Origin of the sequence: Roseibium album (genome assembly GCF_001404515.1) — a bacterium.
Classification (GTDB): domain Bacteria; phylum Pseudomonadota; class Alphaproteobacteria; order Rhizobiales; family Stappiaceae; genus Roseibium; species Roseibium album.
Map to the genome: position 1 here is coordinate 988,662 of NZ_CXWE01000001.1, position 19,916 is coordinate 1,008,577.

The 19,916-nt window shown below is 56.0% G+C and carries 23 protein-coding genes; 14 read left to right on the plus strand and 9 right to left on the minus strand.

Features of this window, described 5'->3' with window-relative positions; all coding sequences use genetic code 11:
* Positions 1 to 9: 9 nt before the first annotated feature.
* The 4 genes from LA5095_RS04330 to LA5095_RS04345 all read left to right on the plus strand — a co-directional run bounded on the left by LA5095_RS04330 (position 10) and on the right by LA5095_RS04345 (position 4,254).
* A complete protein-coding gene (locus tag LA5095_RS04330) occupies positions 10 to 1,368 on the plus strand; it encodes an adenylate/guanylate cyclase domain-containing protein (RefSeq protein WP_055112221.1) in 1,359 nt (452 codons plus the stop codon).
* Positions 1,369 to 1,544: 176 nt separating this feature from the next.
* Positions 1,545 to 2,312 (plus strand): SDR family NAD(P)-dependent oxidoreductase, encoded by a 768-nt coding sequence (locus LA5095_RS04335; RefSeq protein WP_055112223.1) that lies wholly within the window; start codon positions 1,545 to 1,547, stop codon positions 2,310 to 2,312.
* A gap of 184 nt (positions 2,313 to 2,496) precedes the next feature.
* Positions 2,497 to 2,994: a hypothetical protein gene (locus LA5095_RS04340; protein ID WP_144436074.1), complete on the plus strand. Its 498-nt coding sequence runs from the start codon at positions 2,497 to 2,499 to the stop codon at positions 2,992 to 2,994.
* 15 nt (positions 2,995 to 3,009) lie between these two features.
* Positions 3,010 to 4,254, plus strand: a complete 1,245-nt coding sequence (locus LA5095_RS04345) for an HlyD family secretion protein (RefSeq protein WP_055112225.1) — start codon at positions 3,010 to 3,012, stop codon at positions 4,252 to 4,254.
* A 95-nt stretch (positions 4,255 to 4,349) separates the two neighbouring features.
* Here the strand turns inward: LA5095_RS04345 and LA5095_RS33495 are convergent, their stop codons facing one another.
* Together LA5095_RS33495 and LA5095_RS04355 are read right to left on the minus strand one after the other, a co-directional pair.
* Positions 4,350 to 4,709, minus strand: coding sequence for a cupin domain-containing protein (locus LA5095_RS33495; RefSeq protein WP_029066270.1), 360 nt, complete (start codon positions 4,707 to 4,709; stop codon positions 4,350 to 4,352).
* A 190-nt stretch (positions 4,710 to 4,899) separates the two neighbouring features.
* On the minus strand, positions 4,900 to 5,289 hold the full coding sequence (locus tag LA5095_RS04355; RefSeq protein ID WP_055112227.1) for a VOC family protein: 390 nt from the start codon (positions 5,287 to 5,289) through the stop codon (positions 4,900 to 4,902).
* Between the two features lie 101 nt (positions 5,290 to 5,390).
* Here LA5095_RS04355 and soxR point away from each other — a divergent pair, with 101 nt between their 5' ends.
* Positions 5,391 to 5,855: a redox-sensitive transcriptional activator SoxR gene (gene soxR / locus LA5095_RS04360; protein ID WP_055112229.1), complete on the plus strand. Its 465-nt coding sequence runs from the start codon at positions 5,391 to 5,393 to the stop codon at positions 5,853 to 5,855.
* Positions 5,856 to 5,948: 93 nt separating this feature from the next.
* Here soxR and LA5095_RS04365 read toward each other — a convergent pair whose 3' ends face one another.
* Together LA5095_RS04365 and LA5095_RS04370 are read right to left on the minus strand one after the other, a co-directional pair.
* Positions 5,949 to 6,206 (minus strand): YjhX family toxin, encoded by a 258-nt coding sequence (locus LA5095_RS04365; RefSeq protein WP_029066267.1) that lies wholly within the window; start codon positions 6,204 to 6,206, stop codon positions 5,949 to 5,951.
* A 264-nt stretch (positions 6,207 to 6,470) separates the two neighbouring features.
* Positions 6,471 to 6,725: a hypothetical protein gene (locus LA5095_RS04370; RefSeq protein ID WP_144436073.1), complete on the minus strand. Its 255-nt coding sequence runs from the start codon at positions 6,723 to 6,725 to the stop codon at positions 6,471 to 6,473.
* A gap of 302 nt (positions 6,726 to 7,027) precedes the next feature.
* Between LA5095_RS04370 and LA5095_RS04375 the strand changes: the two genes are divergently transcribed.
* Complete coding sequence (locus LA5095_RS04375; RefSeq protein WP_055112233.1) at positions 7,028 to 7,330, plus strand: hypothetical protein; 303 nt, start codon at positions 7,028 to 7,030, stop codon at positions 7,328 to 7,330.
* Between the two features lie 20 nt (positions 7,331 to 7,350).
* On the opposite strand, the gene LA5095_RS04380 is transcribed toward LA5095_RS04375, so the two are convergent.
* A complete protein-coding gene (locus LA5095_RS04380) occupies positions 7,351 to 7,593 on the minus strand; it encodes a DUF6455 family protein (RefSeq protein WP_035900960.1) in 243 nt (80 codons plus the stop codon).
* 226 nt (positions 7,594 to 7,819) lie between these two features.
* Here LA5095_RS04380 and fliK point away from each other — a divergent pair, with 226 nt between their 5' ends.
* The 6 genes from fliK (at position 7,820) to LA5095_RS04420 (ending at position 15,227) form a co-directional block, all read left to right on the plus strand.
* Positions 7,820 to 10,453 (plus strand): flagellar hook-length control protein FliK, encoded by a 2,634-nt coding sequence (gene fliK / locus LA5095_RS31950; RefSeq protein WP_082442765.1) that lies wholly within the window; start codon positions 7,820 to 7,822, stop codon positions 10,451 to 10,453.
* A 9-nt stretch (positions 10,454 to 10,462) separates the two neighbouring features.
* Positions 10,463 to 10,750, plus strand: coding sequence for an EscU/YscU/HrcU family type III secretion system export apparatus switch protein (locus LA5095_RS04400; protein WP_029066260.1), 288 nt, complete (start codon positions 10,463 to 10,465; stop codon positions 10,748 to 10,750).
* A 163-nt stretch (positions 10,751 to 10,913) separates the two neighbouring features.
* The gene (gene gatB / locus LA5095_RS04405) at positions 10,914 to 12,395 is read left to right on the plus strand and encodes an Asp-tRNA(Asn)/Glu-tRNA(Gln) amidotransferase subunit GatB (protein WP_055112774.1); all 1,482 of its coding nucleotides are present in this window, start codon (positions 10,914 to 10,916) and stop codon (positions 12,393 to 12,395) included.
* A gap of 3 nt (positions 12,396 to 12,398) precedes the next feature.
* Positions 12,399 to 12,794 (plus strand): GFA family protein, encoded by a 396-nt coding sequence (locus tag LA5095_RS33020; protein ID WP_055112241.1) that lies wholly within the window; start codon positions 12,399 to 12,401, stop codon positions 12,792 to 12,794.
* Positions 12,795 to 12,887: 93 nt separating this feature from the next.
* Entirely contained in the window at positions 12,888 to 13,508 is a 621-nt protein-coding gene (locus LA5095_RS04415; RefSeq protein ID WP_055112243.1) for a LysE family translocator, read from the plus strand.
* 177 nt (positions 13,509 to 13,685) lie between these two features.
* Positions 13,686 to 15,227, plus strand: coding sequence for a glycosyltransferase family 39 protein (locus LA5095_RS04420; protein WP_055112245.1), 1,542 nt, complete (start codon positions 13,686 to 13,688; stop codon positions 15,225 to 15,227).
* Positions 15,228 to 15,270: 43 nt separating this feature from the next.
* On the opposite strand, the gene LA5095_RS04425 is transcribed toward LA5095_RS04420, so the two are convergent.
* A complete protein-coding gene (locus tag LA5095_RS04425) occupies positions 15,271 to 15,798 on the minus strand; it encodes a hypothetical protein (protein WP_029066255.1) in 528 nt (175 codons plus the stop codon).
* A 175-nt stretch (positions 15,799 to 15,973) separates the two neighbouring features.
* Between LA5095_RS04425 and LA5095_RS04430 the strand changes: the two genes are divergently transcribed.
* Positions 15,974 to 16,438, plus strand: a complete 465-nt coding sequence (locus tag LA5095_RS04430; RefSeq protein ID WP_055112247.1) for a GNAT family N-acetyltransferase — start codon at positions 15,974 to 15,976, stop codon at positions 16,436 to 16,438.
* A 216-nt stretch (positions 16,439 to 16,654) separates the two neighbouring features.
* Here the strand turns inward: LA5095_RS04430 and LA5095_RS04435 are convergent, their stop codons facing one another.
* On the minus strand, positions 16,655 to 17,434 hold the full coding sequence (locus LA5095_RS04435; RefSeq protein WP_055112249.1) for an alpha/beta hydrolase: 780 nt from the start codon (positions 17,432 to 17,434) through the stop codon (positions 16,655 to 16,657).
* Positions 17,435 to 17,759: 325 nt separating this feature from the next.
* Between LA5095_RS04435 and LA5095_RS04440 the strand changes: the two genes are divergently transcribed.
* The gene (locus LA5095_RS04440) at positions 17,760 to 18,029 is read left to right on the plus strand and encodes a hypothetical protein (protein WP_172670855.1); all 270 of its coding nucleotides are present in this window, start codon (positions 17,760 to 17,762) and stop codon (positions 18,027 to 18,029) included.
* 115 nt (positions 18,030 to 18,144) lie between these two features.
* Here the strand turns inward: LA5095_RS04440 and LA5095_RS31955 are convergent, their stop codons facing one another.
* Positions 18,145 to 18,837, minus strand: coding sequence for a DUF930 domain-containing protein (locus LA5095_RS31955; protein WP_199485811.1), 693 nt, complete (start codon positions 18,835 to 18,837; stop codon positions 18,145 to 18,147).
* A 160-nt stretch (positions 18,838 to 18,997) separates the two neighbouring features.
* Positions 18,998 to 19,900: a LysR family transcriptional regulator gene (locus tag LA5095_RS04450; RefSeq protein ID WP_055112251.1), complete on the minus strand. Its 903-nt coding sequence runs from the start codon at positions 19,898 to 19,900 to the stop codon at positions 18,998 to 19,000.
* Between the last annotated feature and the right edge of the window lie 16 nt (positions 19,901 to 19,916).

Below are 19,916 nucleotides of genomic sequence, written 5' to 3' on the forward strand. Positions count from 1 at the left end.
TGGACCGTTATGAGCTCAATTACCCAATCCCTTCGCTACATCCTTCAGGGCGGACCACCGGAAACAGGTTTGCCTGACCGGGTCCGCGCGGAAATCCGTGCACGCGAAGATTCCTCCGAGCGCCTGATCAGTTGGGTGCAGCTGGGGCTTGTTCTGTTCTTTTCCTCGCTTTACGCGATCGCCCCCAGGGCGGAAGGCACGGCGGGCTTCAATTTTGTGCCGATTGCACTGGGCGCCTACTTTCTGTTCACCGTCTTGCGTCTTGCGCTTTCGTATCGGTTCGAGTTGCCCCAGTGGTATTTGCTCATATCGATCGGTGTCGATATGGCGCTCCTCGTTGGCCTGATCTTCTCTTTCCATATCCAGTATGATCAGCACCCGGCCTTTTACCTGAAAACACCAACGCTGATGTATGTGTTCATCTTCATTGGGCTGAGAGCGCTCAGGTTTGATCCGCGTTTTGTTCTGACAACAGGAATAGTTGCCGTTGCCGGCTGGCTTGGGCTGGTGTTCTACGCCGCCTTTGCGGACATGGATTCCATGCGGGTGACGCGAAACTATGTCGAGTATCTGACCGGAAACTCGATCCTGATAGGTGCGGAACTCGACAAGACCATGGTCATCTTTGCCGTGACCATCATATTGTCCGTTGCGCTTTACAGGGGGCGGTCAATGTTGTTCGAGGCAACCCGCGATCAGGCTGCAGCAAAGGACCTGCGCCGTTTTTTTGCTCCCGAGGTTGCTGCGTCAATCACGGATGCGGGTACCTCGCTTGAGGCCGGCGAGGGGAGCCTGCGGGAGGCGGCGATCCTTTATGCCGACATACGTTCGTTCACATCAACCTCTGCTACCTTGCCACCCGAAAGTGTTCTGTCCGTTCTGGCCGAGTACCAGAATCTTGCTGTTGAGGTCATCAATCAGGAAGGCGGTCGCGTGGACAAGTTTCTGGGCGACGGCATACTTGCCACCTTCGGCGCCGTTCACCCGTCGGATTCCTATGCAGCCGATGCGCTGAGAGCCGCCGAAAAACTCGTGGATTGTGTTGCCAACGAGCAGCAGCGCTTTCGTGATGTCGGGTGGCCAGGACGGCTGCGGATCGGCACAGCCGTTTCGGCCGGAACAGTAACGGTAGGTGTTATCGGTTCTAAAAACAGGCTCGAGTTTACGGTGATCGGCGATGCCGTCAATCGCGCTGCCAAGCTGGAAGACGCGAACAAGGCGCAAAAGTCCGCCTCGCTGACAGATCAGGCCACCTGGGATCTCGCCATTGCGCAAGGCTATGATGCCAAACCCGTTGAAACCCGGCCGCATGTGGAGGTGGCCGGCATGCTTAGGCCGGTTGATCTTGTGGTTTTGGTCGACCAGTGAGAACCGCATCGCAAGGACAGGGAAATTCGTCACTGCGTTAAAAGATGCCGCTGACGACATGAATACGCTTGACCGACAGCCAATTCTTCGCCACTTTGTCGAAAAATTGACGTTATCGTCAATTTGATTGAATTAACATAATAGAATCATGGAATTGAACTCCAAAGGAGGTTCCCTTGAATCTGGACTCAGCCTTATCGGCGATCGTGACCGGCGGTGCGTCGGGATTGGGCGCGGCTACAGCAAGGATGCTGGCCGGGGCGGGCGTCAGAGTAACAATATTCGACCGAGACCCTGAACGGGGCCAGGAAACTGCCTTTGATATCGGCGGCGTCTTCGCGGATGTGGACGTTACCAGCCAGGCCAGCGTTGAAGCTGGATTTGAACGGGCGCGCAGCGCCCACGGACAGGAGCGGATCCTCGTCAATTGTGCCGGCATTGCCCCGGTAGCCAAAACGACATCCCGGGGTGAACCGCACCCGATGGATATGTTTGAAAAGGTCGTGGCGGTCAATCTGGTCGGCTCGTTCCGCTGCCTTTCCATTGCATCCACCGGCATGGCCACTCTTGATCCGGTGACGCCGGATGGCGGCCGCGGTGTGATTGTCTCAACGGCATCCGTTGCAGCTTTCGACGGTCAGATTGGACAGGTTGCCTATGCTGCGTCGAAGGCCGGTGTTGCCGGCATGACGCTCCCCGTAGCCCGGGATCTTTCGAAATCCGGCATCCGGGTGATGACGATCGCTCCCGGCATTTTTGAAACGCCGATGCTGCTCGGCTTGTCGCAGGAAGTGCAGGACTCGTTGGGCCAGCAAGTGCCGTTTCCGTCCCGTCTCGGGAAAGCAAATGAGTTTGCCCAACTCGTCCGATCGATTTGCGAGAACGACATGCTGAACGGGGAAACCATTCGTCTGGACGGTGCTATCCGAATGGCGCCGCGCTAGCGCGAGCGGGCCGGACGCTCGTCGTTCACGATTGCCAAGGAATTTTCGAACCGGTGAAATCCGGTCCGGGTGTTTTCCCGCGCCTGCAATTCAGCTAACAGTGCAACCAAATTCCTTTTTGTTTGACGCCAACTTGATCCTGGCACAGGTTGTCTTCGACGCGGATTTTTTTACGGATTTGAAGATGACTGAGAAAATGCACGAGCTTGCGCCGCATCACCTGCCTTTTTTTCTTCCAAAGGCAGACGGCAGCGACCAGATGATGTTGACGGTTCTGATCTTCCTCATTGTGATTGTTTTGCTCTTGGGGACGTTCTATCTGTACCTTCATTCACTGCCCGAGCGGCTGGCGCACAAGCATGGCAGAATTCAGTTCGAGCTTGTTGCGGTCCTGGGATTGCTGGCTCTCTTCACCCACAATCAGATCTTCTGGGTTGCTGCTCTTGTGCTGGCGTTTGTCCAGCTGCCCGATTTCATGTCGCCACTTGAGACGATCGCGAACTCGGCAAGCAGAATTGCGCGGAAATATGACGGAAAAAATGTAGAGTCGGTGGATCCGATTGATGATGAGCCCGAGTTCCCGACGGATCCGGACGATAACGGGCAGTTTCCTGAAAGCGGAGCGGAAGAAATTCAGATCGCCGAGCCGGGGTTGCCCTCGCAGAACACAGAAAAAGCGTGAGGGGAGGCAGGATAGATGTTTGAGACCCTTTTCTGTTCCATGGTCACGCTCCTTCCCGATTATCTGTTCCGACGTTATGTTCAGGGCAAGCGCATAGGCCATGAGATAACGCTTTATTCGGTCTGGTACGAACTGCGTTACGGCATCGTCTCCTGCCTGATGCTCACGATTTCGCTGATTACGCTGATATTCTATTTCCATCCTTCCTCGACGAGCGCTGTGTCAACGTTCCGCGTGCTTCCTATCCTGCCTGAGGGCTCGGGGCGGGTTGCAGAGGTCTTCATGCCGCTGTCGCTTGATACGGAGGTCAAGGCAGGCGATCCACTCTTCAAACTGGACAGCAGCCGCCAGGAAGCCGATGTCACAACGGCAAAGCAGCAAATTGTTGAAATCGAGGGCGAGATTGCGCTCGCTCAAAGCGAGCTTGCCGTTGCAAATGCTGAAGTCGAGCAAGCGGAAGCCTCGCTCAAGCAGGCCCAGGACGAACTTGATACGAAACAGGAACTGTTCCAGCGGAATGCGAATGTGGTCAGCGAGCGGGATATCGAAAAGCTTCAGACCACGGTAGATGCACGTCAAGGTGCCCTGGCTGCGGCACAGGCCAACAAGGATCTGGTGGAAACGAAGATCAATGTGGCCTTGCCCGCAACTCTGGAGAGTGCGCGAGCACGAGAACAGGAAGCGGAAGTCGAGCTGTCCAAGATGACCGTTTATGCCGGTGTTGACGGAACCGTCAGTCAGTTCGTCCTGCGCCCCGGGGATATCGTGAACCCGCTGATGCGGCCGGCTGGCGTCCTGATTCCGGCAGACTCCCAGCAGGAGCGCATCGTCGCCGGTTTCAGCCAGATCGAAGCCCAGGTCATGAAGACCGGCATGGTCGCGGAAGCCTTTTGCCCTTCAGTCCCTTTTACGATCATACCCCTGGTCGTAACGGATGTGCAGAACGCAATCGCCTCCGGGCAGGTGACCGCAGGTAGTCAGCTTTTCGATGCGTCACAGACTTCAGGCAAGCAGGGCACTGTCACGGCGATCCTCGAACCGCTCTACGAGGGCGGGCTGGACAAGTTGCCTCCCGGTGCGAGCTGTTCGGTAAACGCCTATACAAGCAATCATGAGAAGTTGTCGTCGGACGAGAACCTGGGCACGGGTGAGTTTGTCTTCCTGCATGTTGTCGACACCGTCGGCATTGTCCATGCGATCATGATCCGTGGCCAGGCACTGAGATACCCGATTACCGCGTTGGTGCTCACCGGTCACTGAGCACAATCGAAGCAGCGCGGATGGCTTCTGTCATTCGCGTGATTTTTGGCGTTTCTTCAGGGTTGGTGCCGAAACGAGTAAGTGTGAAGCAGTTTTTACTGATCGCACCAGAACAGGTCATTTTCGACAGCGTTCGTTTTAAAGACAATATAGGTAAAGGGATAATCGAAAGGGTTCTCCGTCCTGTGAACTTCCAATGGTTCACAGGTCAGTGTTTGCCCCGGTTCCAGGTCTATCCGGTTGTCATCGATCCAGAAAACGCCTTTCCCGGATATGACATGAAACACTTCGGTGCAGGACTTGTGGAAATGATCATTCACCTGTGTGTGGGGTGGTATTTCAACCAGCTGCACAAGCCCGCCTTCCAGGTTAACCTCCTTGTCCCGAAGGAGTATTTTCTTCCTGTAGCCTGAACCATTGGTCCAGGCGACCTCTTCGTTTCTCACGAGCCTCATCCGTCCCTCCCGACTGCTGACCGGAACGTAAAATGCTCGTTCCGGTAGCGCTGCCACACAAGGTGGCGTTGCAATAGTCCGGAGTGTTTCAGAAGAAAACGCCAAAATCTGGCCGTCGCCTCTGTCAGCCCTCGATAATTTTCAACGCAGGATCGTGACTGCCGGTCACGGTCCTGCGTTTTGGTGCTTGTTAGTCGGCGTAACTGACGATTTCGAATTCGATGCCGTCGTCATCATCGAAGTAAAAGCGGCGACCGGGTTCGTAGTCCTGATGATTGTGGGTCTTGTAACCGCCGGCCTTGATGCGCTCTTCGGTGGCATCAAGGTCATCGACGACGACCGCAATATGGTTGAGGCCGCCATGATGGCTATAGCTCGTGCCGTTGACCGGTGTCGTGTTGTGAGACGGGCTGTACGCGGCTATGTAACTTGTCTCGTTGCCGATGTGATAGGTCGTCCCACCGTTGAGCGCCGCGCCTTTCCAGCGCACTTTCCAGCCGAACCAGTCTTCCAGGCGTTTTGCCATTGCTTCCGGATCGCGAACGGTCACATTTACATGTTCCAGAAACGGGGTGCTCATCGCAGTGTCCTTTCAAGGTTTCAATCCTTCTGGACACCTGACATAATTCCTCAAGTAAACTTGAGGTCAAGAGCAAAAATGAGAATATTTTGAACAGGGTTATGAAAGGTAGTGACCTCCTCTCGATCGGAGAGTTGTCGGAAAGGACAGGGCTGTCCGTATCAGCGATCCGCTTCTACGAGGAAAAGGGTCTGGTTCATCCCGTCCGAAACAGCGGTGGGCAAAGGCGCTTCCTCAGGGCCGACATCCGGCGTTTGTCCTTTGTGCTTGTGGCTCAGGAATTCGGCTTCACGATTTCGGAAATATCACGGCAGCTGGCCGGACTTCCGGAAGGAAGGGCTCCGAACAAGGCGGACTGGACCCGGATCAGCAGAGAGTTTCGGAAACATCTCGATGAACGCATCGAACGGATGACCGCGCTCAGGGACAAGCTGGATGCCTGTATAGGCTGCGGCTGTCTTTCGATGAAATCCTGCAGGCTCTATAACGCTGGCGACGCCGCATCCCGCCATGGGCGAGGACCGCGCTATCTGCTTGGCGACAAACCGGATATTGTTGAAGCCTAGACGGCTGCAACAGGCGGATTCCGTCACACCACATGAACAGAAAACGCGCCGGTTTTCGGCGCGCCTTCTTTTCTTGGTCTGGTTTGAAAAGTGTCAACGATTGTCCAGCTGGGACCGGACCCTTCGCAGTCCCAGCGGTGTAATCCTGTAGGGACCACTGTTTCGTGACGCAATCAGGCGTTTGTATTTGAGTTTACGAAACAGCCGTAGAGAGCAGCCTCCCCAGTACCAGCCATCCCGTGTGATCGTTTCCTGTTTGGTGATGCGGCCTGCCTCGTTCTTTTCCACGAGAATACAGCCACCTTGTGCGAGCAGGTGCAAGACCCGCTGCTCGGCTTTTGATATGTCCATCGATGTCTTTGAGAACCTGAATCTGAATGCAAGAATCCGGTCGCTGCAGCAGATCGCATGCCGCGCCGTGTTGCATGACCCGACTGTCTTCAGTCGGGGATTACCGGGACTCTTGTGATCCGGACATAAATCCTCTCAAATTCTGTGGGGCGGGTATCATGGAGTTGAAGAACTGACAATACCTGCAGAAACGTGGACTAGCCGAATCGAGGCGGTTCAAGCCAAGGTGTTGCGGATTGGTTTCACCCGTGGTGATGAGGTCATTCAGCTGCGTTCAGCTGGCCAGTAGCCATTTTCGGGATGTCTTGAAACTGCTATTGCAGTGACATCTTCTGATCCGCACAATCCGCAGGAAAGAGTTTCGCTCAGGGCGGAAACTTTCTGGTTTTGCGAGAACCGGGCACCGTTCATGTAACGGAAACGGCCACAGTGACCACATAAGATCGCAAGCCTGCGGTCGGATTTACCCAGGGCTTCGATAGTGGGATCGTCGGATGGTGCGGTTGAGGCAACGGTCATGATAAAAACTTGCAAACAATAGTGTCCGAAGTTCATCGGACATAAAATAAGGTTCAGTAGGAAAGATAACACAAGGACCGGAAAAGTAAAACAGAGAATATGTAGGTGAACCGAGATTTATCTCACTGCAGTGTCGGTCGATTGTTCGACGATTTATTCACGGCAATCAGCATCATGGCAATGATATTTGACCGTTTAGAAAAGTTTATTTTGACCAACTAGAATAATCTCTCTGGCGCAATCGGCATGATGCAAGGCAGATTTTGTCTCGCATTTCAGCGGAGCCAGCGATAAGAGGGGGTATGGAAATGCTATCTGATACCTGGTTTGATCTCTTCGGGATGTCCGGACTCCTAAACCCGTTCGCGCTTGTCATCGGCGGTTATCTGGGATGGCGGGCCGATGGAGCTCAAAAACTCTGGATTGCCGGGTTTGCCGCAGCGGCACTTTCGCTGATCCTGGAAGCTGCAGTCGGCATGCTGCAATTGCCGCAGCTGATTTCACAGGACGCGGGTGCCCTGGCGATGTTTCCGTTTCGCTTCGTTGGTGGTGTTCTGGCCGGCAGCCTGGCATTCTGGCTGAACAGGCAACGCAACAAAACCTGACTGCCAATCCATGAGGAAGATCAGTCTTCCAGCCAACTGTTGAAGAGTTCTGCGTTGGGACAGTTCTTCATCGGGTGAGTTGCACCATCCGGGTGATCGGAAAGCCACTGTTTGCAGGCCTCGGTATTCCGGCAATTGATACAGCGCACGGCTGCCGATCGTATGGCTGCATTCGAGTGAATTCCGGTCGGCATGTTCTTCATGGCACCGATCGCATCGAGCATTCGACCCATCAGTTCCGCACGCTCATTGAGGCGATCCATCCAGTTCAAGCTGTTTCTCCTTCTTCAGGACTGACGTTGAAATTGGCTCCGGTCGGTCGTCAGGGCATTGCTTTGCCGGGCTGCCATCTCCTGTCAGATTCACCTCAAGGATGGGCTGTTGAATTCAAGTTGGCATTGATCAGGGTCAAGTCTGGGCACAGCTTAAGAAACCGGCCATACTGTAAGTCTATGATTCTGCAGTTCCGCGATTGCGTGAGGCAGTGCGATGGTCGAAACAGTAAGCGCTCAACCGCTGACGCTGGGTCCCGGAATTGCCGTGGGATCACAGAGGCTTGAGCCTGGTCTTGAATTGAAAGCAAAGGTGGAGACCAATCTGCCGGGTGGTGTCGTGCGCCTGGTGACTGCCGATGCCAAGATCGACTTGCGGGTCCGGACACCGCTGCCGCCGGGTACGGAAGTGGTTGTTACCGTGACAGGTAGCAGACAGAACCCTGCCATTCAGATCACGATTGTTCCCCCTCAAGGTCTTGACGGCAGCGGCGCTCAGGTGAAACCTCAGGCCCAACCTCAACCCGTTCCGCAGCCTGGTTTTCAGCCGCAGCCTCAAAATCCGTCGCAGCTTCAAGGTCAACTGCCGCAACAGCCCCAGCCGCAACCTCAGATCCAGCCCCAACCCCAGCCCCAGAAGGTTCCGCAACCCGGAATCGTTGCAGGGCAGCTAAAAAATGAAGCCGCGGGTATCCTTCAAACGCAGCCGAACGTGGCACAGGCTCGAACCGCTCCAGTTGCTTCAAATTCCACTCAAGCCCCACAAGCCCCACAAGCCCCACAAGTCCCGCAAGCCCCGCAGGCCTCACAGGCGCCACAGGCCAATGCGCAGGCCCCGCGACCGGCAGGACCTGTATTTCAGGCCACTGCCGAGCAAACCGGGGGGCGGGCCTTGCACTTGCCGACGGGTCAGGCACCGGTCCACTCCGGAACCACGCAAACAACGCCTGTTCAGCCGGCACAAACGCAAGTCGCTCCTCGCACCGAAGGTTTCAGACCGGGCGGATCTTTCATTCCACCAGGTCTGGCCGGAACTCCTGCAAAAAGCACTGCACCGCTGCAACCTGCACAGGTCACTGTCAATGCGGGTGGGTCGCCAATTGATCTGCCCGCTGCCGGCAATCTCCCCCGTGTCTCGGGTTCTGTTCCAGCACCGTTGCCAGGAAATTCTACAGCGCTGCCGCAAACCGGAAACACAGGGCGGGCACCGGCGCCGACCGCGCCGGCAACCTCAACGGCACCCGCGTCTCCGGCGACACCCATTTCGTCCGGACCTGTTACCGCATCCGCTGTATCGATTTCAGGCCCTTCGAGCCAGGTAATCAAGCCGCTGCTTGCGCAACCTAAAGTAGGCACTGATACAGTCATAGCCAAAGGGCAAGTAAGCCCTGCCGCTTCACGCGGTCCTGTGCCCCCCACAGCGCCGGTTTCCACAGGCACGACGACAGCGCAACCTGCTTCTCCAGGAAACACTACACCCGGAAGCGTTACGCAAGGGAGTGTTGCGCAAGGGAGTGTTGCGCAGGGGAGTATTGCGCTGGGGGGCGGGACGAGTGCGACCGGCACTGTTGCAGGCCAGTCAGCAACTGGCCCCTTGCCATCGTTACCCGGACAATTGCCCGGTCGACTGGCGGCTCCACCCGGACCATTGACGGCGCAACCCGGCGTGACGACCCAAAGCGCGGCTTCCCCGAACATTGCAGGCCCAACTGTCAGCGGCATTGTTCAGGCGCCTATTGGACCGGTTTCCGCTTCCGCAATTACATCCGGGGCGACGGGAGCCAAGCTGCAGGGACAGTTGCAGGCAGGGGAAGGTTTGCGTGTTGCTCAAAGCCAGCCTTATCAACCCGCCGGTTTGACGAGCAATAGTCGGGAAAGTGCTCCGACAAACGTTGCTGCGTCAAGCACTCAGGCACCGGTTAGGGAAATTGCACGTCAGTTGATGCAGCCACTCGGCGAGCAACAATCGGGTCTTGGAAATCTGTTCGCACAGGTTGGAAGTCTGATGTCCGCACAGGCAAGCGGGCAGGTATCGATGCCTGATCCTGTGGTCAAGGCAATGCAGCAGATCCTCGGATTGAGGCTGAACACTGTACAGAAACCGACGGCTGCCGGCCTTCAACAAGCAGTTCGCCACTCGGGGCAGTTCAGGGAGGCAAATCTTGTACTTCCCGGTCAGGGGAGTTCGGCTGGCCAGGGGGATCTCAAGTCCGTTCTGCTCTCCTTCAGATCGATCCTGCAGCAATTTGGTAGCAAGGGCCAGGTGACCCGGCCTGCCAGCCAGCCCTCTGTACCGACATTGCAAGGCCCACCCCAAGCGCAGGCGCAACAAGCCGCAAGCGGATTCTGGACAGGTGCGGCTCCGCAGAACCTGCAGTCATTGCTGAAGGAAACCGACGCTGCGCTTGCCCGAATGCGGATGACGCAACTGGTCAACTCGGGTCTTGCGGGCGACGAACGGCAAAAGCTGGGTACGCGTCCGATGGATATCGTGCTGGAACTGCCTCTTTCGCTTGGTCAGGAAACCGCCGTTATGCAAATGCAGGTTGGCAGGGATGGCAGTGGGCAGGAGGAAGGTGATGAGGACGAACAGGCCTGGCGGCTTCGTTTCGCACTCGACCTCACGGCAACAGGCCCTCTGGAGGCAGCCGTCAGTTTGCGCGGCGGCGGAACGTTTGTCAGCCTTTGGGTGGATCGCAAGGAAACTTTCGACAACCTGAATTCCGTTCGTGAATCAGTCGAAGCGTCATTTGCCGATGCTGGACTCGATCTGCAGGAGTTTCGGCTCGTCCGGGGCTTGCCGCCCAAAACGGCGGCGAAATACGGCGCGCTGATCGATCGGCAATCATAGGAAAAGGCAATGAGTTCGAACAAACCGCCGGAAAAGAAGCTGGCCGTCGCGCTTCAATACGAAAACGAAGGCGCACCGGTGGTCACGGCTAAAGGGGCTGGTTCGATTGCCGAGCAGATTGAAAGGCTGGCCAAGGAAGCCGGTGTGCCGATTGAACAGAACCCGATGATGGCCGAAGCCCTGTCCCAGATCGAAATCGATCAGGAAATTCCAATAGAACTTTATCAGGCAGTCGCGGTTCTGATTGGCTTCATCATGCGCACGGGCGAGGCGCAGAACCCCGGTCCTGACCAATAGGGTCAGCTCTCTGTGCGAAAGAAACAGTTCTTGGCAAGGAAAACCTTGCAGCCCAATCAATTCCCGAATAGGTCAACAGTCTGCAAAGTAGTTGCGCCTTGGAGTTCGTTTTGACACCGCTCCTTTGCGCGCGAAATCGAACAGAACAGGATTTTTGACGAAGATGACGATTGTCGACGTACGCACACCCGATCCGAAGAAATTCATCAAGGGAGCGACCGGCGATTGGGAAATCGTGATCGGCATGGAAGTCCATGCCCAGGTGACTTCCGAAGCCAAGCTCTTTTCCGGCGCCTCGACCGAATTCGGCAAGGACCCGAATAACAACGTCAGTCTCGTCGACGCCGCCATGCCAGGTATGCTGCCGGTGATCAACGAGGAATGCGTCAGGCAGGCAATCCGAACCGGTCTCGGGCTGAAGGCGGCTATCAATCTGAAATCCGTGTTCGACCGCAAGAACTATTTCTACCCGGATTTGCCGCAGGGTTATCAGATTTCGCAGTTCAAACAGCCGATCGTCGGCGAAGGCAAGATCCTGCTCGACATGCCGGACGAACAGGTCGAGATCGGTGTTGAACGCCTCCACCTGGAACAGGACGCCGGAAAGTCATTGCATGACCAGCATCCGACAATGTCCTTCGTGGATCTGAACCGCTCTGGCGTTGCGCTGATGGAAATCGTGTCCAAGCCGGACCTTCGTTCGTCTGACGAGGCGAAGGCCTACCTGACGAAGCTGCGCACGATCCTGCGCTACCTGGGAACATGTGACGGCAACATGGACCAGGGCTCCATGCGCGCGGACGTCAACGTTTCAGTCAGGCGTCCCGGCGGCGAATTCGGCACCCGTTGCGAGATCAAGAACGTCAACTCGATCCGCTTTGTGGGACAGTCCATCGAATACGAAGCCCGGCGTCAGGTCGCGATTCTGGAGGATGGCGGCGAAATAGATCAGGAAACCCGTCTCTTCGATTCCGTGAAAGGTGAAACCCGGTCCATGCGCTCGAAGGAAGAAGCGCATGACTACCGCTACTTTCCGGATCCCGACCTGCTGCCGCTCGAATTCAGCCAGGAATTTGTCGATGAACTCTCTGGCCACCTACCGGAGCTGCCGGACGACAAGAAGGCTCGTTTCATCGGTGACTACGGCCTGACCGCGTATGATGCCGATATCCTGGTTGTCGAAAAGGCATCTGCCGACTTCTTTGAGGATGTTGCCAAGGGGCGTGACGCCAAACTGTCTGCAAACTGGGTAATCAACGAACTTTTCGGCCGCTTGAACAAGGAAGGCACGGATCTGGCGGACAGCCCGGTTTCCGCGGCTCAACTCGGGTCCATCATCGACCTTATCAAGGCTGGAACGATTTCAGGCAAGATCGCCAAGGATCTGTTCGAAATTGTCTGGACGGAAGGCGGTGACCCGGCACGGATCGTTGAAGATCGTGGTATGAAACAGGTGACTGACCTGGGCGCGATCGAGGCGATTGTCGACGAGATCCTCGCCGCCAATTCGGACAAGGCCGAACAGGCCAAGGAAAAGCCGAACCTTGTCGGCTGGTTCGTCGGTCAGGTGATGAAGGCGTCCAAAGGCAAGGCCAACCCGCAGGCAGTGAACGATCTTTTGAAACAGAAGATCGGCCTGGAGTGAGTTATGGCAGGTGAGAATGAAGTCTCGGCCGTAGAACTGCCCATTACCGGTTCCTGTCATTGCGGTGCCGTGACTTACCAGTTGAAGGTACGGCCTCGCTTCGCCGTGGAATGCAACTGCTCGATCTGCCGCAGTCTGGGGACCGTATGGGGCCATGGTGAAGTCGGGGACATTGCGGTGACGGCGAAACCCGGGGCAACAACCAGCTATGTTTGGGGCGACAGGCAGCTCGCCTTTCATACCTGCAAAACCTGCGGTTCAACCACTCATTGGGAAGCCGTTGCCGGTGATGCAAAAGGGCGCATGGCAGTCAACCTGCGTCTTGCCCGTCCCGGAACCATTGAAGCCATTGGCCACCGCCACTTCGACGGGGCGGACACCTGGTCGTTTTTGGATTGAGAGCCATCAGCTAACCCTGTTAGTTTAGTTCCGCAACACCACCAGGTCTGCTGGTTGCTGTGTTACTTCAGGAACTGATGGATCAAAACTGTCATGAACGCGGATCTTGCAAGCCTTCTCCTGGCGCTCGGAATTTTTTCCGTCGGCTTCATCAGCATCGGACCCAATATCCTGGCGATCATCGGAACGTCCATGGAGCGGGGGCGGGCATCGGGTGTGAAGCTGGCGCTTGGCGTCGGGATCGGCTCCGGCATCTGGGCGACGCTCACCGTGGCTGGACTGACCGCGCTGATCGCAGCCTATGCGCATGCGATTACCTTCCTGAAGATTCTGGGCGCCATCTATCTGCTTTGGCTTGCCTACAGGGCCTTCCGGTCGGCAGCGACACCGGAGGGAAATGTCGCGGTGCGGTCAGCGAAAGGAAACAGGTTGTTTCTTCAGGGGCTTGCCATTCAGATGACCAATCCGAAGGCAGCTCTCCACTGGATCGCGATCGTGGGCGTGGGTCTTGGACCAAACGCGCCGCTTTGGGTTGGCCTGTCGCTGATTTCTTGTTGCACGCTCATGTCGGTCCTCGGGCACCTCGGCTATGCGATCACTTTCTCGACGCAACCGGTTGTCGACTTCTACCGGAGGAGCAGGCGCTGGATTGAAGCAGGGCTGGGTGTTTTCTTTTCCCTGGCTGCGTACAAACTGGCGACCTATCGCGGCTGATCGTTCGCCGGCCTGGCAGGCGCTACGCAGACCAGGTGGCTTGAGGGAGTGTATTCGGGCCTTGGCCGAATGCACCCGCAAGACGCTACCTGAACTTGAAACCAGCAGCACTGTGCTAGGCAGGTGCCGCCAAATAAGCTAAAGGGCTTGGCAACCTGAAAGCGTTCAATTGACCGAATGACAGCAACCGCCAATTCTGCCCGACAGACCGTGCCGTTTCTTGCCACACCACTTGGTGTCTGGGGCCTCGTCGCATTATGGGGATTGTCACACCTTCTGCTCAGAGCTCTGTCAACGCCCGTTCTGGGGACGGACGACATGTTCGAGAACGTTCTCGTTCAAACGCTCGAACCCGGTTACATGCTGCGTCAGCCACCGCTTTATGAATGGGTGTTGTGGACCGCACAGCAGGCATTCGGTCCGACGATCTGGGCTGCATTGTTCGTCAAATACACGCTGATCTCGATTGCGGCGCTGTTTCTGTTCCTGATCGCACGCAAGGCAATGTCCGATCCGCGGCTGGCAGCTCTCTGCGCCTTTTCCTATTCGCTCTACTACCAGTTCGGCTGGAACCTGCACGAGGGTGTGACCCATACCGTTGTTCTGACAACGGCATGCGCCGCAAGTGCGTTCTTGTTCATCAAGGCGCTCGAAACAGGGCGCTTGTCATTTTATCTGCTGTTTGGCGCCGTTGCCGGCGCCGGGCTATTGGGAAAACATTCCTATCCGATCTTCGTTTTGGCTCTGGTTCTGGCTGCGCTGAGCGACGGCGTCTGGCGGAACCGGATCAGGGTATTGGGCCTGGCGGTTGTTCCGGTTGCTGCTGCAATCGTCTATAGCCCTTACGCCTGGTGGATCATGACGGAAGGTCTTCAGCTGTTTGCCTCGGTGTCAAAGACGATGGGCGTGGCTGCAGAGACGTCCCACCTCGCCAGGGCCGGGCAGGGGTTGGGCAAGCTCGCATTTGGTTTGCTTGGTTTCTCCGTTCTCCTGGTGCCGCTGCTTCTCATTGTTTTCTGGCCGCGATATCTTCGCAGGAAAGCGCCTGTGGTTCCGGAAGTTGGCGATGTTGCCCGCCTGTGTGGCCGAACCGTCCTGGCGATGATCGTGCTGACGGCGCTGATGATTGCCGTCACCGGCGCAACCTATGTCAAGGAACGGCACATGCATCCCCTGATGCTGCTCTTGCCGATCTATCTGTTTGCGGATCTTGAGCGCTTCGGGTTTCTCAAGCAATGGCGCTGGCTGGGGGCGATCATCCTTGCCGTTGTTGCGGTGGTCTTTGTTGCCCGCATTCCCGGAATTATCGCGCCGGACAGGTTCTGGTGCGGCGGCAAGTGCCGCCACATGAAACCCTATGCCGACATCAAGAGCCCGCTTGCCGCCTTGGGAGCGGAGAAGGCGACGCTGATTGCGGAAAACGGATACACGGGCGGCAACCTGAGAGTTCTGTTTCCGGGTGCAAGGGTTGTGACCAACGCGATCCCGGCGCGAACGCCGCCACGGGAAAAATGCTTCTTTGTCTGGGAAGATGGCGAGAAACAACCCGAAAGTCCCGCGGCTAACCGGTACACGCAAGTGACTTTCGGCAGTCCCGTCATGCCGCTGTCTGCGACCTATCTGGCAGGCAACTGGCCGCACATTTGGAAAGACCATGGATGGCGGACGACCTGGTGGGGCGTTGCGGAACTCGACGCGAGCGACGAATTGTGTCGCTGATCGAAGGCAAACGCTGTTTCAGTCGTGAGATCTTGGCGGTTGCCTAACTGCCTGGTGTCAGGAGTGCATCTGCCTTGCGTTCCAGAAACAGGCCAAGTTCATCATAACCGTTGAGGAAGCTGGAACACCAGATGCGGCCGATGCCCGAGACTTCCATGTAGTCGGCCTGGACCAGATGCGAATGGCCGACGAATTCAAGATGGTCCCAGGGAACGCTCGCGTTTCTCAAAAACGGGCTGCTGAAATAGATCTTGTTCCGGTCATATCCGAATTTGACGAAGAAGATCTGATAGTTGACGAAGATGGTGATCGCGAGAAACGCGACCGTCACGACGAACGCCATCGCGATCTGTCTGGCGGGTGCATGCGCCATCGCATAGACAAACAAGATGGCGAACGGCACCAGTGAAATGGCAAGGCACTTGACCGGCCAGCCATAGGTCAGGTAGCAGACATGTCCCTTTCGAACCGCGGTCGGCCGGGCTGATGCGGACAGGCCCCAGACCAGGGCCGCACCGATCAGCCCGCTGCCGATAGCCACTGCCCAACCGCCCCAGTCAAACATGTCCATGAACCCCACCGAGTTGCCGAAATCTTGGGAAAGGGTATGGATCGCGGCTTAAATCTTGATACATGAATTGAAGATGAGTTGATTCAATTTTTATCGGTTCAGATCAGGTGATCCTGATGGTCGGTCCAATGTCGGCGAGGCCAATTGGCCGCCGTGGAGATTCAGGGAACGTCAAGTGACTTCAAAGATACGGATTGTGAGGGCAGAACCGGGTCACCTTCGCGAAATCGTCGCCATCATCAATGTTGGCGCCACAAGTGTGCGCCAGGGACGGGAATTTGCAGAATGGCAGGACTATCAGCCTGCTTTTGAAGCCCTGGTGACCGCTCCCGAAGCGGATATTTACGTGGCACTCAACGATGCAGACGAAGTGGTCGGCACTTATCAGATCCACTTCCTCAAAGGCATTGCGTTCAAGGGGCGCCCGCGCGCCACAATCGAAAGTGTGCACGTAAGGCCGGACCAGAGGGGAAATGGCATCGGTCGGCAGATGATGGATCACGCCGAAATTCTTGCCCGAAGCGCGAATGCCTGCATGCTGCAGCTCACATCGAACAAGGAACGGGAAGGCTCGCACCACTTCTATCTGCGTCTCGGATATGATCAGAGCCACTTTGGCTACAAGAAGATGCTGGTCTGACAACTTCTGTCGTTGGAAGGTGAAAGCAGGTCGAATGAAGCAGTGTTTACTCCGCTGCATTGGCGAAACATTTTGCGACAGTGTGCGATTTCCGGACGCGGCGGGGTCTTGCCAAATCGCGGTGGCCCAGCGATCGTTCTGGTTCAGTCTGCGCGGATCCAGGCTTCTCCTTTGCAGGCAAGCCCGCCGATGACGCAACCCTCAAGCGTGAGCCTGTCATGTCTTGTGCTGAAGCAGGCGAACCCAGTCCAGACTGTGTTGAGCGAGTTCCTCCCATCCCTTTTCAAGCTGCATGTAGTGACACCGGCCCGCGACTTCGACAAAGGTTGCCAGATCGCCATATCTGTCAGCCATCGTTTTCGCCGTCGAGGGAGGAACGACCTTGTCTTCTGAGCCTGACAAAAACAGAAGTGGGGTATCAGCGTTTTCGAAGTCGACCTTCGTGGTCTGTTGCATGTCATACATCCAGAAAAACAGCTCGAAGAGAACCTGTCCGGATTCCGTGCTGAGCCGGTCGCAGATTTCATGTTGCTGCGTGACCGGCATTGTATTCAGCCCGTAAGCTGCCAGGAGATCGAAATCCTGACCGGGTACTTCTTCCCAGAAAGTCCCGGCGGACATGAACATCTTGCCAAGTGCGCGTTCCATTTCCGTTGTCGGCACCGTACCGTTGATGATGCTGCTGTTGATCAGTACACCTGCCTTGATCAAGCCGCGCGATGCAAGCAATTGTGCAATCAGTCCACCAAGTGAATGGCCAACAACAATGGGTTCTGTCCCAAGCGTTCCGATGAACCCGGCAATATCGTCAACATAGTCGGCAATGCTGGCCCCGCGCAGCGCATCTGTTCTTTCCGCGCCATCCGGCAGATCGTGAAAGCGATAAGTCGGACTGTGGCAGTCATATCCATGATCCTCGAAAAATTTGTGGAACGGGGACATGGTCCACGATGAAGCGTTGGTGCCGTGAAGAAAGACAATCGTCTGCGCTGACATGTTTGCGGCCCCGGATTGTTGGAAGATCTGCGGTTGGATGTATCTGAGAAAAAGACTGAAACGCTCAGCTTGGTGAATAGAGTGTTTATGTGCCTTGTCAAATTCTCGGGTAATATCATTGAAATATCAGCTGAATTCGTACGCTCATGATTACCATCCTGTAAATTTCAGATTTGCTTAAAGTTTTGTTCTCGATGCGTTAAACCTGTTTTTTTACGAGCTATTTAACTGGTCCTGATCAAGTAGACATCAAGAAACGAACGGGAAAGCTGCACGAAAGCTTACGTTTCTGGGGAAGTCTAACAGAGGACGAAAGGGGAGCGAAATGGCTCGTTTTGAAATACACTCGGCTGATATGGCCGCCATGGGTGAAAAGCCCGTCACCGCCGACATCCTGTTTCAGATGGGGCTGGACAGCGCCTGTGGCCGCAACGGCGAAACTGATCTGATCACGGCACACAAGTGGTTCAACATCGCCGCTTTGAAGGGCAACAAGAATGCTGCTCAGTACCGCAAGGAGATTTCCGGTGAAATGAGCCCGTCTCAGATTGCCGAGGCGCAGCGCACAGCACGTGAATGGCTGTCGATGCATTGACAAGGTACGAGGCTGCCGGCCAAACGGCACCTGAACCTGTAGATTTTATCTGACGCGGCGGAGATTGTACTCCTGCCGCGTTTTGTATTTTGGCGGTTCTCTTCCCTTTGAGGCGTCAGTGCACAGGCGCAAGACCGTGCTCATCCCACAGTGAGCGGTCTATCGGTTCGCCAAGCGCGAATTCGAAACCGATGATTTCGGCACCATTCGCTGAAAGCTGGCACCTGTAGGCAATTTCATACCAGGTGCGGTTGCTTCTGAGGGCGGCTGCCGAGGCAAAAATCTCATCTGCTATTTTCACGGAATTTCGAAAGGCGTGCGGCGCCAATCGTGTCGGACGGAAGCCCGGTTGTGCGCGTCTAACCTGTTCCATGGCTTCCAATGCACAAAGTTGCTCAAGGCGGTCGCCGCCAACGAGTGTTGCCAGTGCCGCTCGGGCCTGGGCAGATCGGGGGTCACTGAGAACACCATGCGCGTAAAATGACGTTGCGTAGTTCCAGGCAGCGTTCGGCGGGGGAACATGAGTTTTTTGAAGTGGTGTTCCTGTTCCCGATGGTGCAGCGCGTTCAGTAGCAACTTTCGGGACGGATTTTGGTTGCAGGGCAGGGTTGGGCGAGGCTTCCTGCTGGAATTCCCGGAGAGACAGAATGTCAACGACGAGAGGTGCGGAAACCTTCGTGTCAGACAGATCCAACATTTCCATGTTTGTCAGCATCGCAAATACCAGCACATGCACCCAAACGGCTATAACCCAGGAAATTCGCTCCGCCACGAACCGGTGTATGCCTTCGTGTCCGACATCGCTCATGGCGCAGCGTCCGTTGGCTCGAATTCAACTCAGGCTGGCAATAGACTCTGATCACTGTGTCCATATTTTGATTGCAGGGGAGTTGTCGTATCCGGTTTTCCCCGAAAATCGGAAGAATGCGACCATCCGTTTTGGCAAGATCCGTGAAACATCCGTATCCTCAGAAAACAAGAGCGCGCGAACACGCGGTAACCGCTTCCCGCAACCATCTGTGAGCGGGGTCGTTGGTGGACCGCTCGTGCCAGACCATGAAGACGTTCAAGGATTCGGTCACGAATGGCAGGGGCGCCATATCAAGATTACGAAGGGACGTCCTGTGCATGAACTCCAATTCGGTAGCGAGCATCGATGTACCACGGACAAATGGTGTAATTCCGGAAAAATTCGAAACCGTTACAGTTGGTTTGGGGATGTAAGGCAGATCCGGAGCCCTCAGAACATCGTTCGAACCGCCACCCAGGACGAACTGGACCGTCACGTGTCGGGCAGCCAGGTAATCCTCGACGGAGGTTGGCGGGCGGGTGCAGCTGCCATCGAAAAAGCACATCATCTCGCCCGAAAACAGCTTGAACTGGATCATGTCCGGCGCATCGGGCGGAATTGGTGTCAGCAGGAGGTCGCAGCGGGCGTCCCGTAACAGGGAGACGCTCGGAACACCTGAAGGTTTGAACTCGAGCGACAAATTCACCCCGTCCCGCAGCGCGTCTCTCACCAGTTGCGGAAACAGCAGGTCTCTTTGCATATCATTCGCCGCCACGACGAAGCGCATGTCCTCCGATCTGGGATCGAACGGTCGTTGTTCCGTCAAGGATTTGAGACTGTCCAGAACCTGGCGCACGGGTCCCTTCAGCGAAAGCGCTGTCTCCGTCGGGGTCAGACCCTGCCCAGATCTGACAAAAAGCGGGTCACCCAGGATCAGTCGAAGTTTTGACAGCGTGTGGCTCACCGCTGACTGCGTTACCTCCAGGCGTTCCGCTGCGCGAGAGACGGATGACTCTTCCAGGATCGCGAGGAAAGTGCGCAGGATCTGGCCGTCCAGATTATGAAAATCGATTTTGCTCATATCTATTATGAATAGT

Bases quoted from the DNA above. Each gene is read 5' to 3' on its own strand.
- LA5095_RS04415 (WP_055112243.1), top strand. From the start codon at position 12,888: ATGAACGCGGATCTTGCAAGCCTTCTCCTGGCGCTCGGAATTTTTTCC.
- LA5095_RS04435 (WP_055112249.1), bottom strand. From the start codon at position 17,434: ATGTCAGCGCAGACGATTGTCTTTCTTCACGGCACCAACGCTTCATCG.
- LA5095_RS04440 (WP_172670855.1), top strand. From the start codon at position 17,760: ATGGCTCGTTTTGAAATACACTCGGCTGATATGGCCGCCATGGGTGAA.
- LA5095_RS04330 (WP_055112221.1), top strand. From the start codon at position 10: ATGAGCTCAATTACCCAATCCCTTCGCTACATCCTTCAGGGCGGACCA.
- LA5095_RS04400 (WP_029066260.1), top strand. From the start codon at position 10,463: ATGAGTTCGAACAAACCGCCGGAAAAGAAGCTGGCCGTCGCGCTTCAA.
- LA5095_RS04365 (WP_029066267.1), bottom strand. From the start codon at position 6,206: ATGGACATATCAAAAGCCGAGCAGCGGGTCTTGCACCTGCTCGCACAA.
- fliK (WP_082442765.1), top strand. From the start codon at position 7,820: ATGGTCGAAACAGTAAGCGCTCAACCGCTGACGCTGGGTCCCGGAATT.
- LA5095_RS33495 (WP_029066270.1), bottom strand. From the start codon at position 4,709: ATGAGGCTCGTGAGAAACGAAGAGGTCGCCTGGACCAATGGTTCAGGC.
- LA5095_RS04380 (WP_035900960.1), bottom strand. From the start codon at position 7,593: ATGGATCGCCTCAATGAGCGTGCGGAACTGATGGGTCGAATGCTCGAT.
- LA5095_RS04450 (WP_055112251.1), bottom strand. From the start codon at position 19,900: ATGAGCAAAATCGATTTTCATAATCTGGACGGCCAGATCCTGCGCACT.
- LA5095_RS31955 (WP_199485811.1), bottom strand. From the start codon at position 18,837: ATGAGCGATGTCGGACACGAAGGCATACACCGGTTCGTGGCGGAGCGA.
- LA5095_RS04370 (WP_144436073.1), bottom strand. From the start codon at position 6,725: ATGACCGTTGCCTCAACCGCACCATCCGACGATCCCACTATCGAAGCC.
- LA5095_RS04355 (WP_055112227.1), bottom strand. From the start codon at position 5,289: ATGAGCACCCCGTTTCTGGAACATGTAAATGTGACCGTTCGCGATCCG.
- LA5095_RS04345 (WP_055112225.1), top strand. From the start codon at position 3,010: ATGTTTGAGACCCTTTTCTGTTCCATGGTCACGCTCCTTCCCGATTAT.
- soxR (WP_055112229.1), top strand. From the start codon at position 5,391: ATGAAAGGTAGTGACCTCCTCTCGATCGGAGAGTTGTCGGAAAGGACA.
- gatB (WP_055112774.1), top strand. From the start codon at position 10,914: ATGACGATTGTCGACGTACGCACACCCGATCCGAAGAAATTCATCAAG.
- LA5095_RS04375 (WP_055112233.1), top strand. From the start codon at position 7,028: ATGGAAATGCTATCTGATACCTGGTTTGATCTCTTCGGGATGTCCGGA.
- LA5095_RS33020 (WP_055112241.1), top strand. From the start codon at position 12,399: ATGGCAGGTGAGAATGAAGTCTCGGCCGTAGAACTGCCCATTACCGGT.
- LA5095_RS04340 (WP_144436074.1), top strand. From the start codon at position 2,497: ATGACTGAGAAAATGCACGAGCTTGCGCCGCATCACCTGCCTTTTTTT.
- LA5095_RS04420 (WP_055112245.1), top strand. From the start codon at position 13,686: ATGACAGCAACCGCCAATTCTGCCCGACAGACCGTGCCGTTTCTTGCC.
- LA5095_RS04425 (WP_029066255.1), bottom strand. From the start codon at position 15,798: ATGGACATGTTTGACTGGGGCGGTTGGGCAGTGGCTATCGGCAGCGGG.